The sequence below is a fragment of the Reyranella soli genome (assembly GCF_007992495.1).
Classification (GTDB): Bacteria; Pseudomonadota; Alphaproteobacteria; order Reyranellales; family Reyranellaceae; genus Reyranella; species Reyranella soli.
The window spans coordinates 166,315-183,015 of record NZ_BKAJ01000004.1 but is presented as its reverse complement, the minus strand read 5'-3'; the positions used below and the strand labels follow the sequence as shown (position 1 = coordinate 183,015).

General features: G+C 67.1%; 13 protein-coding genes. 9 read left to right on the top strand and 4 right to left on the bottom strand.

The genetic code is table 11. The features are described from left to right. Window positions 1-7: 7 nt before the first annotated feature. The gene (locus RSO01_RS01545) at window positions 8-841 is read right to left on the bottom strand and encodes an MBL fold metallo-hydrolase (RefSeq protein WP_170302784.1); all 834 of its coding nucleotides are present in this window, start codon (window positions 839-841) and stop codon (window positions 8-10) included. A 302-nt stretch (window positions 842-1,143) separates the two neighbouring features. On the opposite strand from RSO01_RS01545, the gene RSO01_RS01540 reads away from it, so the two are divergent. From RSO01_RS01540 to RSO01_RS01520, 6 genes are read left to right on the top strand one after another with little or no spacing between them, the layout of a single operon-like run. After that, window positions 1,144-1,980 carry an ImuA family protein gene (locus tag RSO01_RS01540; protein WP_147145446.1) on the top strand — a complete coding sequence of 279 codons (837 nt, stop codon included), beginning with the start codon at window positions 1,144-1,146 and terminating at the stop codon, window positions 1,978-1,980. After that, entirely contained in the window at window positions 1,901-3,544 is a 1,644-nt protein-coding gene (locus RSO01_RS01535) for a Y-family DNA polymerase (protein ID WP_147145444.1), read from the top strand. The genes RSO01_RS01540 and RSO01_RS01535 overlap by 80 nt, the downstream gene beginning before the upstream one ends. After that, on the top strand, window positions 3,541-3,783 hold the full coding sequence (locus RSO01_RS47050) for a FitA-like ribbon-helix-helix domain-containing protein (protein ID WP_170302783.1): 243 nt from the start codon (window positions 3,541-3,543) through the stop codon (window positions 3,781-3,783). The genes RSO01_RS01535 and RSO01_RS47050 overlap by 4 nt, the downstream gene beginning before the upstream one ends. Beyond that, entirely contained in the window at window positions 3,780-4,217 is a 438-nt protein-coding gene (locus RSO01_RS47045) for a type II toxin-antitoxin system VapC family toxin (protein ID WP_170302782.1), read from the top strand. Before RSO01_RS47050 ends, RSO01_RS47045 begins: the two co-directional genes overlap by 4 nt. A gap of 4 nt (window positions 4,218-4,221) precedes the next feature. After that, window positions 4,222-7,515, top strand: a complete 3,294-nt coding sequence (locus RSO01_RS01525; protein ID WP_147145440.1) for an error-prone DNA polymerase — start codon at window positions 4,222-4,224, stop codon at window positions 7,513-7,515. Further along, on the top strand, window positions 7,515-8,447 hold the full coding sequence (locus RSO01_RS01520; protein ID WP_147145439.1) for a TIGR03560 family F420-dependent LLM class oxidoreductase: 933 nt from the start codon (window positions 7,515-7,517) through the stop codon (window positions 8,445-8,447). The genes RSO01_RS01525 and RSO01_RS01520 overlap by 1 nt, the downstream gene beginning before the upstream one ends. A gap of 191 nt (window positions 8,448-8,638) precedes the next feature. Here RSO01_RS01520 and RSO01_RS01515 read toward each other — a convergent pair whose 3' ends face one another. Next, window positions 8,639-11,119 carry a ligase-associated DNA damage response DEXH box helicase gene (locus RSO01_RS01515; protein ID WP_147145437.1) on the bottom strand — a complete coding sequence of 827 codons (2,481 nt, stop codon included), beginning with the start codon at window positions 11,117-11,119 and terminating at the stop codon, window positions 8,639-8,641. Here RSO01_RS01515 and RSO01_RS01510 point away from each other — a divergent pair. The 3 genes from RSO01_RS01510 to moaA are packed head-to-tail and all read left to right on the top strand — an operon-like array spanning window position 11,109 to window position 14,739. Further along, window positions 11,109-12,125 (top strand): ligase-associated DNA damage response exonuclease, encoded by a 1,017-nt coding sequence (locus RSO01_RS01510; protein WP_147145435.1) that lies wholly within the window; start codon window positions 11,109-11,111, stop codon window positions 12,123-12,125. The genes RSO01_RS01515 and RSO01_RS01510 overlap by 11 nt on opposite strands. Continuing rightward, a complete protein-coding gene (locus RSO01_RS01505; RefSeq protein ID WP_147145433.1) occupies window positions 12,125-13,750 on the top strand; it encodes a cisplatin damage response ATP-dependent DNA ligase in 1,626 nt (541 codons plus the stop codon). Before RSO01_RS01510 ends, RSO01_RS01505 begins: the two co-directional genes overlap by 1 nt. After that, window positions 13,747-14,739 (top strand): GTP 3',8-cyclase MoaA, encoded by a 993-nt coding sequence (gene moaA, locus RSO01_RS01500; protein WP_147145431.1) that lies wholly within the window; start codon window positions 13,747-13,749, stop codon window positions 14,737-14,739. Before RSO01_RS01505 ends, moaA begins: the two co-directional genes overlap by 4 nt. A gap of 243 nt (window positions 14,740-14,982) precedes the next feature. On the opposite strand, the gene RSO01_RS01495 is transcribed toward moaA, so the two are convergent. Beyond that, window positions 14,983-15,909: a DMT family transporter gene (locus RSO01_RS01495; RefSeq protein ID WP_147145429.1), complete on the bottom strand. Its 927-nt coding sequence runs from the start codon at window positions 15,907-15,909 to the stop codon at window positions 14,983-14,985. 62 nt (window positions 15,910-15,971) lie between these two features. Further along, window positions 15,972-16,691 (bottom strand): gamma-glutamylcyclotransferase, encoded by a 720-nt coding sequence (locus RSO01_RS01490; RefSeq protein WP_147145427.1) that lies wholly within the window; start codon window positions 16,689-16,691, stop codon window positions 15,972-15,974. Between the last annotated feature and the right edge of the window lie 10 nt (window positions 16,692-16,701).

Genomic DNA, 16,701 nt, shown 5'->3' with positions numbered 1-16,701 from the left:
CCGAGGCTCAATCGCCGCCGTTGCCGCCGACCACCATGACGGTGAGCTTTTCGGGCAGCTCCTCGCGCACGACCTCGATGGTGCGCCGGTCGGGCCAGACGAAGTCGGCGTCGAGCTCGGACATCAGGCTCTCGAAGCGGTCGACCTGGGCGCGGCCCCAATAGTGCATGGGCAGCACGATCTTGGGCTGGACCTGCTTGATGACGTCGACCATCAGCGGCATGCCCATGGTGTAGGCGCCGTCGATCGGCACCATCAGCACGTCGATGCGGCCGAGCTCGTCGAGATGTTCCTTGGTCAGGCGATGGTGCAGATGGCCGAGATGGGCGATGCAGAGATCGGCGATGGCGTAGATGAAGATCGAGTTGCCGTTGATGCGCGCCGAGTTGCCGCCCCAGTCGCGGGCGTTGGTCGGCACGTTCCACACCTTCATGTCCTTGAGCTGGACGTCGTGCTTGGCCTCGGTCTCGCCGGGCTTGGAGGGCCAGCCGCGCAGTACATAGGTGATGCCCTCCTCCGGCTCGTCGGTGAAGTGCGTGGAGTGCGCGTTGTTCATGGTGACGATGTCGGGCTTGCGGCCGAAACCGTTGACGCCGTTGTAGTCGGTGATGGCGCGCACGCCCTGCGGCGTGTCGATCTGGTAGCTCGAATGGCCAAGGAAAGTGATGATGGCGCGGCTCGGCGAGCTGCCGGCGGCGAACGGCACGCCCTCGAGCGAGGCGACCCGGATGCCGAGCCGTTCCAGCCCCGCCACGTTCTGCGAGCAGCGCGCCAGGACAGGTCCGGCAATGAGGGCGAAGGCGGCGGTGAGCAGGGCCAGCAACGGAAATCGACGGCTCATCGGGACCTCTTTCGCGCGCATGATGCGGCCGACCTTCGGTGCCTCGCAAGCATCGTGCCCGGGGATGAGTCGGTCAGTGCGATGGAAGAACAGCTGACGGCACTGCCAGCATGCATCCACGAATAGTAGTGGTATGCGCGCATCGACTACCATTAGTCGTAGGTTAGTGCGCCCTTATGGGACGCAAAAATTCAACGCCGACTGCATCGCTGACTCTCGTTGACTCCGCGCTTTTAGAGGCATAGAACAAAACAAGAACAATTAATCCCCACCGCGTTTCCATCAGCCTATTCGAGGGGGCGATGCCCGTCATTTCCCCGAGTGCCTTTGCTCCCTCTGCCGCCAACGATGCGGCAACTCCGGTCGCGGCGGATTTGCGCGAAAAGGTCCGCCGCCTGGAGCGGGCGCACAGCGCCCAGCGCGCCGGCCAGCAGGCCGTGTCGCTGGGTGTGCCGGCAATCGACGCTCTCCTGCCCAGCAACGGTCTGCTGACCGGCGCTCTGCACGAGATCGAAGCGGGACCCGCGCCGTCCGGCCGCGTCGCCTCGCACGACGGCGCCGCACTGGGCTTCGCCGCTCATCTTCTCGGACGCTTCGGCACGCTCAGGCCCAACGGCACCCTGCTGTGGTGCCGCCGTCCCTTCGGCGCTTCCGATGCGCCGCCCTATGCGGCCGCGCTCGCTGCCTGGTTCGATCCGGCACGGCTGCTGATGGTCACGGTGCGGCGCGACGAGGATCTGTTCTGGGCCATGGAAGAAGGCCTGCGCTGCCCCGGCATGGCGGCCGTATTGGGCGAGACTCGCGCGACCGATCTCACGGCCGGCCGCCGCCTGTCGCTCGCCGCCGAGAAGAGCGGCGTGCCGGCATTGCTGCTGCGCGGCCAGCCCGCTCCGCCGCAAAGCGTGTGCACGACGCGCTGGCGCGTCGCTTCGGCCGCCACGCATTCGACGCCCGGCCTCAACGACGTCGGCGCATCGCGCTGGCGCACCGAGCTCAGACGCAACCGTTTCGGCGCCCCCTCTGTCACCGAAACACCCACCTGGCTTCTGGAGTGGAACGATGAAGCGCATTGTCTCTCTGTGGTTCCCCAAGCTTTCCACGGATCGACTCGCGAGAGCGACGCCCGACTGGTCGGCTAGGGCTGCCGCCACCGTCGTCTGGCTGGAAGGCTGCCCGCGCCTGATCGCGGTCAACCCGCATGCCCGCACCGCCGGCTTGCGCCCACACATGCGGCTCGCCGATTCGCGCGCGCTGGTCCCCGATCTGGTCACGACGCCGGGCGAGCCGCAGGCCGACCATCGCCTGATCGAGACGCTGGCCAACTGGTGCGACCGCTACACGCCATGGGTGGCGATCGATCCGCTGGGCGGCGCCCTCGCCGAGGAAGGCACGGAAGCCTGCAGCACCGGCGGCTTCGGCGGCGATGCCGGCTTGCTGCTCGATATCACCGGCTGCACCCATCTCTTCGGCGAGGGCGAGGCGGGCGAACGTGCCTTGCTGGCCGATCTCACCGAACGCCTGGCGCGCCACGACCTCACCTGTCGCGCAGCGATGGCCGACACCGCGGGTGCGGCCTGGGCGCTGGCGCGCTTCGCCGAGCGCCAGGCCGATCTTTACTGCCCGCCGCGCGGCCATCGCGAAGCGCTCGCCCGGCTGCCGGTCGAAGGCCTGCGGCTCGACGCGCCGATCGTGGAAACCCTCCTGAAACTCGGCCTGCGCCGCATCGGCGATCTCTATCCCCTGCCGCGCGCCCCGCTGGCACGGCGCTTCGGCGACCAGCCGCTCACCCGGCTCGACCAGGCGCTGGGCACGATCGTCGAGCCGATCGAGCCGCGCCGCACGCCGCCCGCCTTCCGCACGCGGCTCGCCTTCGTCGAGCCGATCGGTCGGCCCGAGGACATCGCCGCCGCGACCAGCCGCCTGCTGGCGGCCCTCTGCCGGCAGTTCGAGCAGGCGGGCGTCGGCGCACGCAAGCTCGAGATAGCGCTCTATCGTGTCGACGGCTCGGTCGATCGCACCTCGATCGGCACCAGCCGCCCCAATCGCGACAATCCCCGGCTGATGAAGCTCTTCGAGGAGAAGCTGGGAGAGCTCGACCCAGGCTTCGGCGTCGAGCTGATGATCCTCGCCGCTCCCGAGGTCGAGACCTGGAGCGGCACGCAGGATGCGCTGCCCGATTCGGGCGCCATCGCGGCTTCGCTGGGCGAGGACGGCACCATCGATCTCGCCGACCGCCTGGCCTTGCGACTGGGCGCGGAGAACGTCGTGCGCCTGCTGCCGCGCGACAGCCATCTGCCCGAGCGCGTGCAGACGGCCGGCGCGGCGGCCTTGCCCGCCGCAACCGGCGCCTGGCAGCGCGTGGCCGGGATGAAGGGAGCGCGGCCGACGCGGCTGCTGCAGCGGCCCGAGCCGGTCGACGTCATGGCCCACGTGCCCGACGATCCGCCCTCGGTCTTCCATTGGCGCCAGCACGCCCATCGCATCGTGCGCGCCGAGGGGCCCGAGCGCGTGGCCGACGAATGGTGGCGGCCGCGTCCCGACGGCAGCCGGCCGCCCGCCAATATCGTGCCGCCCTACCGCGACTACTATCGCGTCGAGGACGACGATGGCGGCCGCTTCTGGCTGTTCCGAGACGGGGCCTATCGGATGGCGGCCAATGGCCGGCAAACGGCCCGCTGGTTCCTCCATGGATTCTGCGCATGAAAAAGAACACGCTCACCATCCGCGGGCTCGACGACAAGGTCGTCGAAAACCTGAAGGCGCGCGCCCGCACGCGCCGTCATTCCCTCGAAGCCGAGCTGCGCGAGATCCTGAGCCAGGCCGCGCGCCAGCCGCTGGTCCTCGACCCGCTGGCCGAGGCCGATCGCATCGCCGCCATGACGCCGCTGGTCCGGCCCATGGCCGAGGAGCGGCCGCTCCTGTGCGCGGGAGGCGAGCCATGATCGTGGTCATCGATCCCGGCGTCGCCATCAAATGGTTCGTCGAGGAACCGTTGCGGCAACAGGCACGCTCGCTGCTGGTGCATGGCCACGAGGTAGTGGCGCCCGACATCCTGATCGCGGGCGTGGCCGAGCTCGCCTGGAAGAAGACCGTCGCGGGTGAGATCGCGCCCGACCAGGCCGAGCCCATCGTGCGCAACATCGGCCTGCCCGCCTTCGTCTCGGCCTTCGTCGAATCGACCCGCCTGCGCAACCGCGCGCTGGCGCTGGCCCTGCAGTGCGGCCGGCCGGTGCATGACTGTTTCTACGCCGCCTGCGCCGAGGCAGTGGGCGCGCCGCTGGTCAGCAGCGACGAGACCTTCCTGCAGGCGCTCAAGCTCGAGGGCATCGCGCTGCGCGGCGTGCCGCTGGCGCGCATCCACGAACTGAAGCAGTAATGTCATGTATGCCGAGCTGCAGGTCACGACCAACTACAGCTTCCTGCGCAGCGGCTCGCATCCGGGTGAGCTCGCGCTGCAGGCGGTCGAGCTCGGCCATACCGCCATCGGCATCGCCGACCGCAACACGCTGGCCGGCGTGGTGCGGGCCTATGCGGCGCTGAAGGAATATTACGAAGAGCATCCGACGCCAACGGAGCAGCAGACCAGGCTTCTGGTCGGCTCCCGCATCGAGACGCGCGACGGCTATTCCCTGCTCGCCTATCCCACCGACCTCGAGGCCTACAAGCGCCTGTCGCGCCTGCTGACGGTCGGCAACCGCCGTGCCGCCAAGGGCCAGTGCGATCTCACCTTCGACGATCTTTCAGCCCACGCCGAAGGCATTTTGGCCATCGTCCTGCCGCCGCGCCGGCCCGACGATCCGGCCTTCCGTGAACGCCTGCGCGGGTTGGCCCATCTGTTCGAGGACCGCTGCTACCTCGCCGGCACTGCGCTGTTCCGCGGCGACGATGCGCGACGGCTCGCCCAGCTCGACAATCTCGCGGCCGAGATGGGCGTGGGCCTGGTCGCCACCAACGACGTTCACTATCACGTGCCCGAGCGGCGGGCCCTGCACGACGTGGTGACGGCCATCCGCGTGGGCTGCACCGTCGACGGACTGGGCTTCCGCCGCTTTGCCAGCGCCGAGCGGCATCTCAAGGCCCCCACGGAGATGGCGCGCTTGTTCCGCCGCCATCCGCGCGCCGTCGAGCGCACGCAGGAGATCATGAATCGCTGCAGCTTCACGCTCGACCAGCTCACCTACCAGTATCCCATCATGTACGAGGGCGGCGAGACGCCCATGGATAAGCTCATGCGCCTGACCTGGGAGGGCGCGGCCCGGCGCTATCCCAAGGGCGTGCCGGAAAAAGTCGCCAACACCATCCGGCATGAATTCGATCTCATCGATCGCAAGAAGATCGCTCCCTACTTCCTGACGGTGCACGAGATCGTCACGCAGGCCCGTAAGATGAAGATCCTGTGCCAGGGCCGCGGCTCGGCTGCCAATTCCGCCGTCTGCTATTGCCTTGAGATCACCTCGGTCGATCCGGACAAGACCGACGTCCTGTTCGAGCGCTTCCTGTCCAACGAGCGCAACGAGCCACCCGACATCGACGTCGATTTCGAGCACGAGCGGCGCGAGGAGATCATCCAGTGGATCTACAACGAAAAAGGCCGCTCGCGTGCCGCGCTGGCGGCCACGGTGATCTCCTACCGAAGCCGCAGCGCCATCCGTGAAGTCGGCAAGGCGCTCGGTCTCTCGCCCGACACGGTCGGCGCCATGGCCGACACGGTGTGGGGCATGGGATCGAGTGGCGTCGATGTTGGTCATGTACGTGAGGCTGGCCTCGATCCCACCGATGCCCGCCTGATGCTGGCGCTCGAACTGTCGGCCACGCTGTGCGGCTTCCCGCGCCATCTCTCGCAGCATGTCGGCGGCTTCGTGCTCACCGAGGATCGGCTCGACGAGCTGATCCCCATCCAGAATGCGGCCATGGACGACCGCACCGTCATCGAATGGGACAAGGACGATCTCGACGCGCTTCGGATCTACAAGGTCGACGTGCTGGGACTCGGCATGCTGACCTGCCTGCGCAAAAGCTTCGACCTGATCGAGAAGCATTATGGCGAGAAGCGCACCATCGGCATGGAGGCCAAGGACCCTGCCGTCTTCGACATGCTGTGCAAGGCCGATTCGGTCGGCGTATTCCAGGTCGAGAGCCGTGCGCAGATGTCGATGCTGCCGAGATTGAAGCCGCGCACCTATTACGACCTCGTCGTCGAGGTGGCGATCGTGCGGCCCGGTCCCATCCAGGGCGGCATGGTTCATCCCTACCTGAAGAACCGGGCCGACCCAAGCAAGGTCACCTATCCCAAGCCCGAGCTCGAGAACATCCTCAAGCGTACCCTGGGTGTGCCCCTGTTCCAGGAACAGGCGATGCAGATCGCCATCGATGCCGCAGGCTTTGAGCCGGCCAAGGCCGACAAGCTGCGCCGCGCCATGGCGACGTTCCGGCGCGCCGGTACGATCCACAAGCTCAAGAGCGACTTCATCGAAGGCATGGTCAGCAACGGCTATGAGCGGGCCTTCGCCGAGCGTTGCTTCAAGCAGATCGAAGGCTTCGGCGAGTACGGTTTTCCCGAAAGCCATGCCGCGAGCTTCGCCATCCTGGTCTACGATTCCTCGTGGGTGAAGCACTACTACCCCGAGGTCTTCGCAGCCGCCCTGCTCAACTCCCAACCGATGGGCTTCTATGCCCCGGCCCAGCTCGTGCGCGACGCGAAAGAACACGGCGTCGAGGTGCGGCCGCCCGACGTGAATGCCAGCGACTGGGACTGCACGCTCGAACCCAGCCAGAACAATCGTTGTGCGTTGCGGCTGGGCCTGCGCCAAGTCACGGGCCTCTCCGAGGACGACGTCAAGCTCATGGTCGAACGCCGCACCGAACCTTATCGGGATCCGGCCGACCTGTGGCGGCGCTCCGGCCTCACCAAGCGCCAGATCGTGGCGTTGGCGCGCGCTGACGCCTTCGCCTCACTAGGCTTGTCGCGCCGCGACGTGTTGTGGGCCGTACGCGGCTTCTCCGACGCCAAGCTGCCGCTGCTCGACGGTCCGGGCGAACTGCGCGATCTCGAGCCCAAGGTCGCCCTGCCCTCGCTCACGCTCGGCGAGCAGGTGGTGGACGATTACGGCTCGTTCTCGATGTCGCTGCGCTCCCATCCGTTGGCGCTGTTGCGGCCGCGCTTCGGCGAACGAGGCGTGTCCCCTACCGCGGTCCTGGCCGATTCGAAGAACGAGGACGAATTCGTCCTGGCCGGCCTGGTCCTGGTGCGCCAGCGGCCGGGCACTGCCTCGGGCGTGGTGTTCGTCACCATCGAGGACGAGAACGGCATCGCCAACCTCGTGGTCTGGCCCAAGGTCTTCGAGGCTCATCGCCGCATCGTCATGGGCTCGCGCCTGCTCGGCGTGCGCGGGCACGTGCAGCGCGAAGGGCTGGTGATCCATCTCGTCGCCGAAGAGCTGTGGGACTGGTCGACCGAGCTCGATTCCATCTCCGAAATCGACCAGGATTTCCGCCTGACCCACGGCCGCGGCGACGAGGTGCGCACCGATCCGGGCGACCGGCGCGTCATGGTTCCGGAAGCCAACGCCACCCGTCACCGCGTCAAGAAAGGCCAGGCCGCCAAGGGCTACGACCGCAGCCGCATCCATCTCGACCGGCCCAAGATCAAGATCGCCTCGCGAGATTTCCACTGATGAAGTTCGGCATTCACCACGCGTCCTGGCTCGACTCTCCCGATCCGGCCGAAATCTTCGAGACGACCAAGGCGAAGGCACAGTGGGCAGAGGAGCATGCCTTCGACTGGTTCTCGGTCATGGATCACATGATCCAGATCCCGGGCGTCGGCCCGCCTGAGGAGCCCATCCTGGAAGGCTGGGCTGCGCTCGCGGGACTCGCTGCCGTCACCAGCCGCATCCGCCTTGCCACCCTGGTCACGGCAGTCAGCTATCGCAATCCCGCGCATCTCGCCAAGATCGCCGCGTCCGTCGATCTCATCAGCCGGGGACGACTGACGCTCGGCATCGGCGCCGGCTTCTTCGAGGATGAATACCGGCAATACGGTTGGGCATTTCCGCCGAAGGCAGCAACCCGCATCCGGCAGATGGAAGAAGCGGTCGAACTGATCCTGAAGATCTGGACCGAGCCGCGCACGACCTTCCACGGCCGGTATTTCCAGGCCGAGGACGCGATCCTCGAGCCCAAGCCGCTGCAGAAGCCGCATCCGACGGTGATGATTGCGGGTGGCGGCGAGCAGATGACCTTGCGCGCCGTCGCGCGTCTCGCCGACGCCTGCAACCTCACCCGTAGCGACATTCCCGAGACGCAGCACAAGCTTGCCGTGCTGCGCCGGCATTGCGACGCGCTGGGCCGCGACTATGACACGATCGAAAAGACCCTCGTCCTGCGCTGGTTGCTTGCCCGCGACACGGCAGCACTGGCGGCCAAACGCGAGCGCCTGCTCCCTCGCGGATCATCGCCGGGCTTCGTCGGTACGGTCTCGGAAGCCATCGACCTTATGGGCCAATATCGGGATGCCGGCATCGACCTGCTGATCCACAGCGACGGTCTGAACGACGTGGAGAGTCGCGAGCTCTTGGTCTCAGATGTCATGCCGCACTTCGCTTGACGACGGCTTATTCGGTAGCCGCTTTGGCGTGCATCCTATTTTCACAAAACCACCTCACCCTGAGGAGCGCACGCAGTGCGCGTCTCGAAGGGTGGGCCACAACGATGCTGTGGCCCACCCTTCGAGACGCCGTGCTCCGCACGGCTCCTCAGGGTGAGGCGCGGTGTGGTATCGGCTTTTCAGAGGGTGCTCTACGAAAGCCGCGTCGCCTCGTCGATGAGCTCTTGCGCGGCGATGTCCAAAAGTTCGTCCTCGGCGGTGCCGTCGAGCACGCGTTCCTTGCCGATCTCGAGCAGCACCGGCACGGCGAGCGGCGAGATGCGGTCGAGGCGGCGGTAGTCGATGCGCCCCTTGGCGCGGCGCAGCAGTTCGCCGAGACGGCGCAGGTCGGCGAGCTGCCAGGCGGCGTCCTGGCGGGTGGCGCGCAAGAGGATGTGGTCGGGCTCGTGCTTGCGCAGGGTGTCGTAGATCAGGTCGGAGCTGAAGGTGACCTGGCGGCGGGACTTCTCCTCGCCCGGGAAACGGCGCTCGATCAGGCCAGCGATCACCGCGACGTTGCGGAACGAGCGGCGCAGCATGGTCGATTCATCCATCCAGGCTTCGAGATCGTCGCCCAGCATGTCCTCGTCGAACAGCTGGTCGAGCTGCGCCTTGGTCGGCGGCCGCAAGCCCCAGATGCCCAGCACGTAGTCAGTGGCAACGAAGCCCAGCGGCTTCAGGCCCATGCGCTCCATCCGCCGCGTCAGCAGCATGCCGAGCGTCTGGTGCGCGTTCCGGCCCTCGAAGCAGTAGGCGACAATGAACTGCTTGCTGCCGCGTGGAAAACCTTCGATCAGCAGGCGGTTGCCGGCCGGCAAGGTCGAACGGATGCGCTGCACACGCAGCCATTCGCGCACCTCGGGCGGCAACTTCGGATGACGCGACGGGTCCTGCAGGATGCCGCGCACGCGTTCAGCCAGGAAGGTCGAGAGCGGCAGGCGGCCGCCGCCATAGGCCGGCACCTTGGGATCGCCGCTAGTCGCGGGCGAGCATTGGGCTATCAGCTCCTTCACACCCTCGAAGCGCAGCAGGCGGCCGCCGAAGACGAAGGTGTCGCCTTGCACCAGCCCCTGGATGAAGGACTCCTCGACCTCGCCCAGGATGGGGCCGCGCTTCAACTTCACCTTGATCAGCGGCAGCTCGACGATGGTGCCGACATTCATGCGGAACTGCCGCGCCACCAGGGGCGACGCCAGCATCCAGCGGCCATCGGGCAGCTGCTTCAGCCGATGCCAACGCTCATAGGCCGCCAGCGCATAGCCGCCGGTGGCGACGAAGTCGAAGGTGTCGTCGAAGTCCTTGCGCGGCAGCTCGCGATAGGGCTGCGTCGTCAGCACCTCCTCGTAGAGCTGGTCGCGGTCGATCGGCTGGGCACAGGCGCAGCCGACGATGTGCTGCGCCAGCACGTCGAGGCAGGCCGGGCGCGGCGGATCGCCGTCGAGCTCGCGCGCCTCGACGGCTTCGAGGGCTGCCAGCGATTCCAGCACCTCGAAGCGATTGGCCGGGGCGATCATGGCGCGACTGGGCTCGTCCAGCCGATGGTTGGCGCGGCCGATCCTCTGCATCAGGCGGCTCACGCCCTTGGGCGCGCCCATCTGGATCACGAGATCGACGTCGCCCCAGTCGATGCCGAGGTCGAGCGAAGAGGTCGCCACGACAGCGCGCAGCTTGCCGGCGGCCATCGCCGCCTCGACCTTGCGGCGCTGCTCGACGGCCAGCGAGCCGTGATGCAGGCCGATCGCCAGGTTCTCCTCATTGATGCGCCACAGCCGGTCGAACACCAGCTCGGCCTGCGCGCGCGTGTTCACGAACACGATCGAGGTCTTGTGCTGGCGGATGATGTTGTAGACCTCGGGCACCGCGTGATGGCCCATGTGGCCGCCCCATGGCAGGCGCTCCTGGGCGTCGATGATCGACACGACAGGCTGCGCTCCGGGCTCGCCCTGCACGATCTCGACCTCGTCCTTGACCGCCAGGAATTGTGCCATTTCCGGCGGGTCGGCGACCGTGGCAGAGAGGCCGACGAAGCGTACTTGCGGAGCCAAGGTGGCGACGCGCGCCAGGCAGAGCGCCAGGTGATGCCCACGCTTGCTGGTGGCGAAGGAATGCAGCTCGTCGATGATCACGCAGCGCAGGCTGGCGAAGAACTGCGTGGCGTCGGGGTAGCTCAGCAGCAGCGCCAGCGATTCCGGCGTCGTCATCAGAAGGTCGGGCGGCCGCTCGCGCTGCCGCAACCGTCGGCTCTGCGGCGTGTCACCCGTACGGCTTTCGGCGCGCACCGGCAGGGCCATCTCGGCGATCGGCATCTCGAGGTTGCGGCGGATGTCGGTGGCCAGCGCCTTGAGGGGCGAGATGTAGAGCGTGTGCAGCTCGCCTTTGCCCTTCTTGTGCGCCAGGTCCTTGCCGGCCAGCCGCCGCTCGGTGAGCTCGATCAGCGAAGGCAAAAAGCCCGCCAGGGTCTTGCCGCCGCCGGTCGGTGCAATCAGCAAGGCGCTCTTGCCCTGGCGCGCCAGGTCGATCAGGGCAAGCTGGTGCGGCCGCGGCGCCCAGCCACGGCTCTCGAACCAGCGTGAAAACAGGTCAGGAAGACCTATATCTCGCCGGTAGGATGCATCAGCTTCAATGACCGACACCCTCGATCCTCGCTCCTGGCTCTATCCGACACCGCGCGGCCTCTACTGCAAGCCGGGGGACTTCTACATCGATCCGGCCGTCGCCGTGCCGCGGGCGGTGATCACCCATGGCCATGGCGACCATGCCCGCCCTGGCCATCGCAAGGCGCTCGCCACACCGGAAACGCTCGCCATCATGCGCACGCGCTTCGAAGGCATGGCGGACACCAGCCAGCAACCCCTGAAGTATGGCGAAAGCGTGCGGATCGGCGAAGTGGATGTCGAGTTGGCGCCCGCGGGCCACATCCTGGGCTCGGCGCAAGCAGTGCTGGCATTCAAGGGTCAACGCATTGTGGTGTCGGGCGATTTCAAGCGCCGGCCCGACCCGACCTGCCCGCCCTTCGAGCCAATCCCCTGCGACGTCTTCATCACCGAGGCCACATTCGCGCTGCCCGTGTTCCACCATCCCTCCGACATGGGCGAGATCGGCAAGCTTCTGCGCTCGGTCGCGACCTTTCCCGAACGCACGCATTTGGTGGGCGTCTATGCCCTCGGCAAGTGCCAGCGCGTCATCAAGCTTCTGCGCGCCGCCGGCTGGGACAAGCGCATCTGGCTGCACGGCAGCCTGATGGCGCTGTGCAAGCTCTACCAGGAACAGGGCGTCGATCTCGGCGACATCGCCCATGTCGGCGATGCCATCCTGGAGACGTTCCGCGGCGCCATCGTGCTCTGCCCGCCCTCGGCCCTCGCCGACCGCTGGTCGCGCCGTTTCGCCGATCCGGTGCCGGCGGTGTGCTCGGGCTGGATGCGCGTACGCGCCCGTGCCCGCCAGAGCGGCGCCGAGCTGCCGCTGATCATCTCCGACCATGCCGACTGGGGCGAGCTCTGCCAGACGCTGAAGGACGTCGGTGCACCCAAGGTCTGGGTGACGCACGGTCGCGAGGAGGCCCTGGTCCACATGGCGCGCTCGCTCGGCATCGACGCCGAGGCGCTGCATCTCGCCGGTCGCGAGGAGGAAGGCACCTGATGCAGGCCTTCGCCGCCCTGCTCGATGCCCTCTCCTACCAGCCGGCGCGCAACGCCAAGCTCCGGCTGATCGAGACGTACCTGCGCGAGACGCCCGATCCCGATCGCGGCTGGGCGCTGGCGGCGCTGACCAGCGGCCTCGACTTTCCCGCCGCCAAGCCTGCGCTGCTGCGCGGCTTCGGCGAGGACAAGATCGGGGCCGAGCTGTTCCATCTGTCCTACGACTATGTCGGTGACCTGGCCGAAACGCTGTCGCTGATCTGGGAGACCGATCCCAATGCCGGGCCGCCGCCGACCTTGGGCGAGGTCGTCGACACGCTGCAGACCGCGACCAAGATGCAGACGCCGGCGATCCTCAAGCGCTGGCTCGATTCGCTGGACGCCACTGGCCGCTGGGCGTTGCTGAAGCTGTTGACCGGCGCGTTGCGCGTCGGCGTGTCGGCGCGGCTCGCCAAGCAGGCGGTCGCCAACATCGGCAACCAGCCGGTCGATGCCGTCGAGGAGATCTGGCACGGCCTCACGCCGCCTTACCGGCCCTTGTTCGATTGGCTGCTGCACGATGCGCCTAGGCCGAGCAGCAATGCCGGCGGCGCCTTCCTGCCGCCGATGCTGGCCAACGCCATCGAGCGCGCCGAGCTCGATGCGCTCGATCCCGCGCATTTCCGCGCCGAATGGAAATGGGACGGCATCCGCGTGCAGGTCGCCTCCTCCGGCGACGTGAAGCGGCTCTACAGTCGCGCCGGCGAGGACGTATCGGCCGCCTTCCCCGACATCATCGAGGCGATCGACTTCGAAGGCGTGTTCGACGGTGAGCTTCTGGTGCGCCGCGATGAGACCGTGGCGCCGTTCAACGACCTGCAGCAGCGGCTGAACCGCAAGGTCGTGACGCCCAAGATGCTGAAGGATCACCCTGCGCACATTCGGCTGTACGACGTGCTGTGGCTCGAGGGCGAAGACCTGCGGGCGCTCTCCTTCGACCAGCGCCGCGCCCGGCTGGAAGCCTGGAACGCCGAGAAGCCCAGGGCGCGGTTCGACGTCTCGCCGCTGGTGGTCTTCACCGATTGGGCCCACCTCGCCCAGCTGCGCGAGCAGATGACCAGCGACGGCATCGAGGGGCTGATGCTGAAGCGTGGCGATTCGGCCTATCTCGCCGGCCGGCCCAAGGGCCCGTGGTTCAAGTGGAAGCGCGATCCCATGCTGGTCGACTGCGTGCTGATGTATGCCCAGCGCGGGCACGGCAAGCGCAGTTCGTTCTATTCCGACTTCACCTTCGGCTGCTGGCGCGAGGCGGCGGGCAAGCGCGAGCTGGCACCGGTCGGCAAGGCCTATTTCGGCTTCACCGACGAGGAGCTGCGCTGGCTCGACAAATGGGTGCGCGACCATACGACCAACCGCTTCGGTCCTGTCCGCGAGGTGGCGCCCGAGCTGGTCCTGGAGATCGCCTTTGACGGCATCGCCCGCTCGACCCGCCACAAATCCGGACTGGCAATGAGGTTTCCCCGCATCAACCGCATCCGGACCGACAAGCCGGCCGCCGAGGCCGACACAATAGATAATCTCCTTAGGCTCCTAGGCACGGCAGGGGTCGAAAACCCCGCCGAAAGTGCCTATGTTACGGCACCATGATCGACCCGTTCGGCCGGCACATCACCTACCTGCGCGTCTCAGTGACGGACCGCTGCGATTTCCGCTGCGTCTATTGCATGGCCGAGGACATGACCTTCCTGCCCAAGGCCGAGGTCCTGTCGCTGGAGGAGCTGGAGCGGCTGTGCTCGGCCTTCGTGCGCCGCGGCGTGAAGAAGCTCCGGCTGACCGGCGGCGAGCCGCTGGTGCGCAAGAACGTGATGTCGCTGATCCGTGGCCTGGGTCGCCATCTCGACAGCGGCGCGCTCGAGGAGCTCACCCTCACCACCAACGGCAGCCAGCTCGCCAAGTACGCCAAGGAGCTGGCGGCGGTCGGCGTGAAGCGCCTCAACGTCTCGATCGACACCCTCGACAGGGACAAGTTCCGCGAGCTCACCCGCTGGGGCGATCTCGACCAGGTGCTGCGCGGCCTCGACGCGGCCCAGGACGCCGGGCTGCACGTCAAGATCAACGCCGTGGCGCTGCGCGACGTCAACGACATGGAATTCGACCAGTTGATCCGCTGGAGCCATGGCCGCGGCATGGACCTCACCCTGATCGAGGTCATGCCGATGGGCGAGATCGGCGATGCGGCGCGGCTCGACCAGTACCTGCCCTTGTCGCTGGCCCGCGCCAACATCGCCAAGCAGTTCACCCTCACCGAGACCGACTATCGCACCGGCGGCCCGGCGCGCTACTTCAAGGTCGAGGAGACCGGCGGCCGGCTGGGCTTCATCACCCCGCTCACCCACAATTTCTGCGAAAGCTGCAATCGCGTGCGGCTGACCTGCACCGGCACGCTCTACATGTGCCTCGGCCAGGAGGACGCGGCCGATCTTCGTGCGCCATTGCGGGCGTCGGAAAGCGACGAGGTCCTCGACCAGGCGATCACTGCCGCAATCGCGCGCAAGCCCAAGGGCCACGACTTCATCATCGACCGCCGCCACTCGGGCCCGGCGGTGCCGCGGCACATGAGCGTGACCGGCGGCTGAGGGCATTTCCTCGGGGTCTGTACTGATAGTTCTGCCAGCACTGCTGGCACCGATGCTTCGACCCCGACCAGTTTTTGCGTCGTTTAGCCCCTTATGGGACGCAAAAATAGAACCGCAGTTGACTCGCTAGATTACTTGGGTTATCATCACCGATGCGCTCGCCTTCCGGCGGCTCCGCTCTATGCATCGTTCATCCGATTCCCATCGCGCCCGGCCGCAGCTGCGCCGGCAGGCAGAAGTCGTTCACGACTCCGGCCCTGCCTTCGTGTCTGCCGTCTTGATCTGCGCCCGCCGCACTGCCTCGCGATGCGAGATGTACATGGCACTGCCGAAGATCACCGCCGCGCCGACGAAGGTCCAGGCGTCGGGCGTCTGGACGAACAGGAAGTAGCCCAAAAGCGTGTTCCAGATCAGCGACAGGAAGCCGATCGGCTGCAGCAGCGTGATGTCGGCAAGCTGATAGCCGCGCTGCTGGCAGATGTGGCCGAGCGTGCCGCACAGGCCGGCGGCCAGGAACCACAAGAGATCCACCCAGCTCGGCGTCTGCCAGAACCAGATGGCAAGCGGCGCGGCGCAGACCACGATCACGATGTTCTGCCAGATGACGATGGTGCTGGCCGAATCGGTCCGGGCCAGCGCCTTTGAGATCAGGTTGGAGGCCGAGAAGATCGGCGTCGAGACCAGGATGCAGATGACGCCGAGATGCAGCGCCGAGAAGCCTGGCCGGATGATGATCATGGCGCCGATGAAGCCCACGATGACGGCGAGCCAGCGCCGGAGCCGCACGTCCTCGCCCAGGAACAACGCCGCGCCGACGGTGACGAAGATCGGGCCGGTGAAACCCAGGGCCGTGATCTCGGCCAGCGTGGTGAGCGGCAGGGCCACGAACCACAGCATCATGCCGACCGTGTGGATCGCGCCGCGCGAGATGTGCAGGCCGAGCCGGTTGGTGTGCAGCGAGCGGTAGGGCCCCAGCCGGATCACCAGCGGCAGCAGGAACATGGCGCCGAACAAGTAGCGCAGGAACGCCATGACGTAGGGATTGAGGTGTTGCGAGGGGATCAGCGTGAAGACGTTCAGGAGCGCGAACACCACCCCCGACATGCCGACCCACAGGATTCCGCGAAGATTGGGCGGCAGCGCCAACCAGCGAGCGACGAAAGAAGACACGCCGCGACTATGTCACGACGTATGAAGCGTCGCACGCTTACCGATGTTTTTGTTCCGCAGCGCTACGCCTCGCCCACTGCCTCGCCCTCGGCTTGCACCGTCGGGACGACGTAGGCGCCGTCACGCAGGCCGGCGACACGCTCGACCAGCTCCTCGAGGTAGGGATCGTGGATGTGCAGGGCGCGTGCGTGAGCCGCGGTATTGGCGAGGTAGTCGCGGCAGGCGCCGCGGCGGCCCTCGGCGAAGGCGATGTGATGCGCCGCCCGCTCCATCGGCAGGTCGCCGCAATACTGGCAGTGAGCGGCGTCAACGACGAAGGTGATGGCGGTGACGGTACGACCATCGCGCAGCGTCGTCGGCACCCAGGCGGGCTGATAGATGCCGGCCAGCATCTCGCGATTCCACACCAGGCCGAGTTCGCTCTCGACCTGATGCGGCGACAGCCGGTAGGCGATGCCCTCGCACGCCCCGCCCTGCTCGAGCGCCAGCATCAGGCCAGGCAGCTCGGGCGTGCCTCGGCCCATCGGCATCCAGAAGCAGAAGGAACGGCGCCAGCCGTCGACGCGGCAGGGCTGCTGCTCGGCGAACTCGATGGCCGGGTTCCACATCAGCGAGCCGTAGGCGAACACCCACAACTCATCGCCAGGCTGATACCGCGCCATCGCCGTCTTGAAGCTCGCCGCGCGCTCGGCGGCCGACAGGAAGAAGTGGTAACCGGCCTTGTGGGCGTCCGCGACGATCTGATCGACGTTCTCGGATGTCAGGTCTTCGCGCTTCAGCACGACCGACCTC

Bases quoted from the DNA above. Each gene is read 5' to 3' on its own strand.
- moaA (WP_147145431.1), top strand. From the start codon at position 13,747: ATGATCGACCCGTTCGGCCGGCACATCACCTACCTGCGCGTCTCAGTG.
- RSO01_RS47050 (WP_170302783.1), top strand. From the start codon at position 3,541: ATGAAAAAGAACACGCTCACCATCCGCGGGCTCGACGACAAGGTCGTC.
- RSO01_RS01505 (WP_147145433.1), top strand. From the start codon at position 12,125: ATGCAGGCCTTCGCCGCCCTGCTCGATGCCCTCTCCTACCAGCCGGCG.
- RSO01_RS01540 (WP_147145446.1), top strand. From the start codon at position 1,144: ATGCCCGTCATTTCCCCGAGTGCCTTTGCTCCCTCTGCCGCCAACGAT.
- RSO01_RS47045 (WP_170302782.1), top strand. From the start codon at position 3,780: ATGATCGTGGTCATCGATCCCGGCGTCGCCATCAAATGGTTCGTCGAG.
- RSO01_RS01520 (WP_147145439.1), top strand. From the start codon at position 7,515: ATGAAGTTCGGCATTCACCACGCGTCCTGGCTCGACTCTCCCGATCCG.
- RSO01_RS01525 (WP_147145440.1), top strand. From the start codon at position 4,222: ATGTATGCCGAGCTGCAGGTCACGACCAACTACAGCTTCCTGCGCAGC.
- RSO01_RS01510 (WP_147145435.1), top strand. From the start codon at position 11,109: ATGACCGACACCCTCGATCCTCGCTCCTGGCTCTATCCGACACCGCGC.
- RSO01_RS01535 (WP_147145444.1), top strand. From the start codon at position 1,901: ATGAAGCGCATTGTCTCTCTGTGGTTCCCCAAGCTTTCCACGGATCGA.
- RSO01_RS01545 (WP_170302784.1), bottom strand. From the start codon at position 841: ATGAGCCGTCGATTTCCGTTGCTGGCCCTGCTCACCGCCGCCTTCGCC.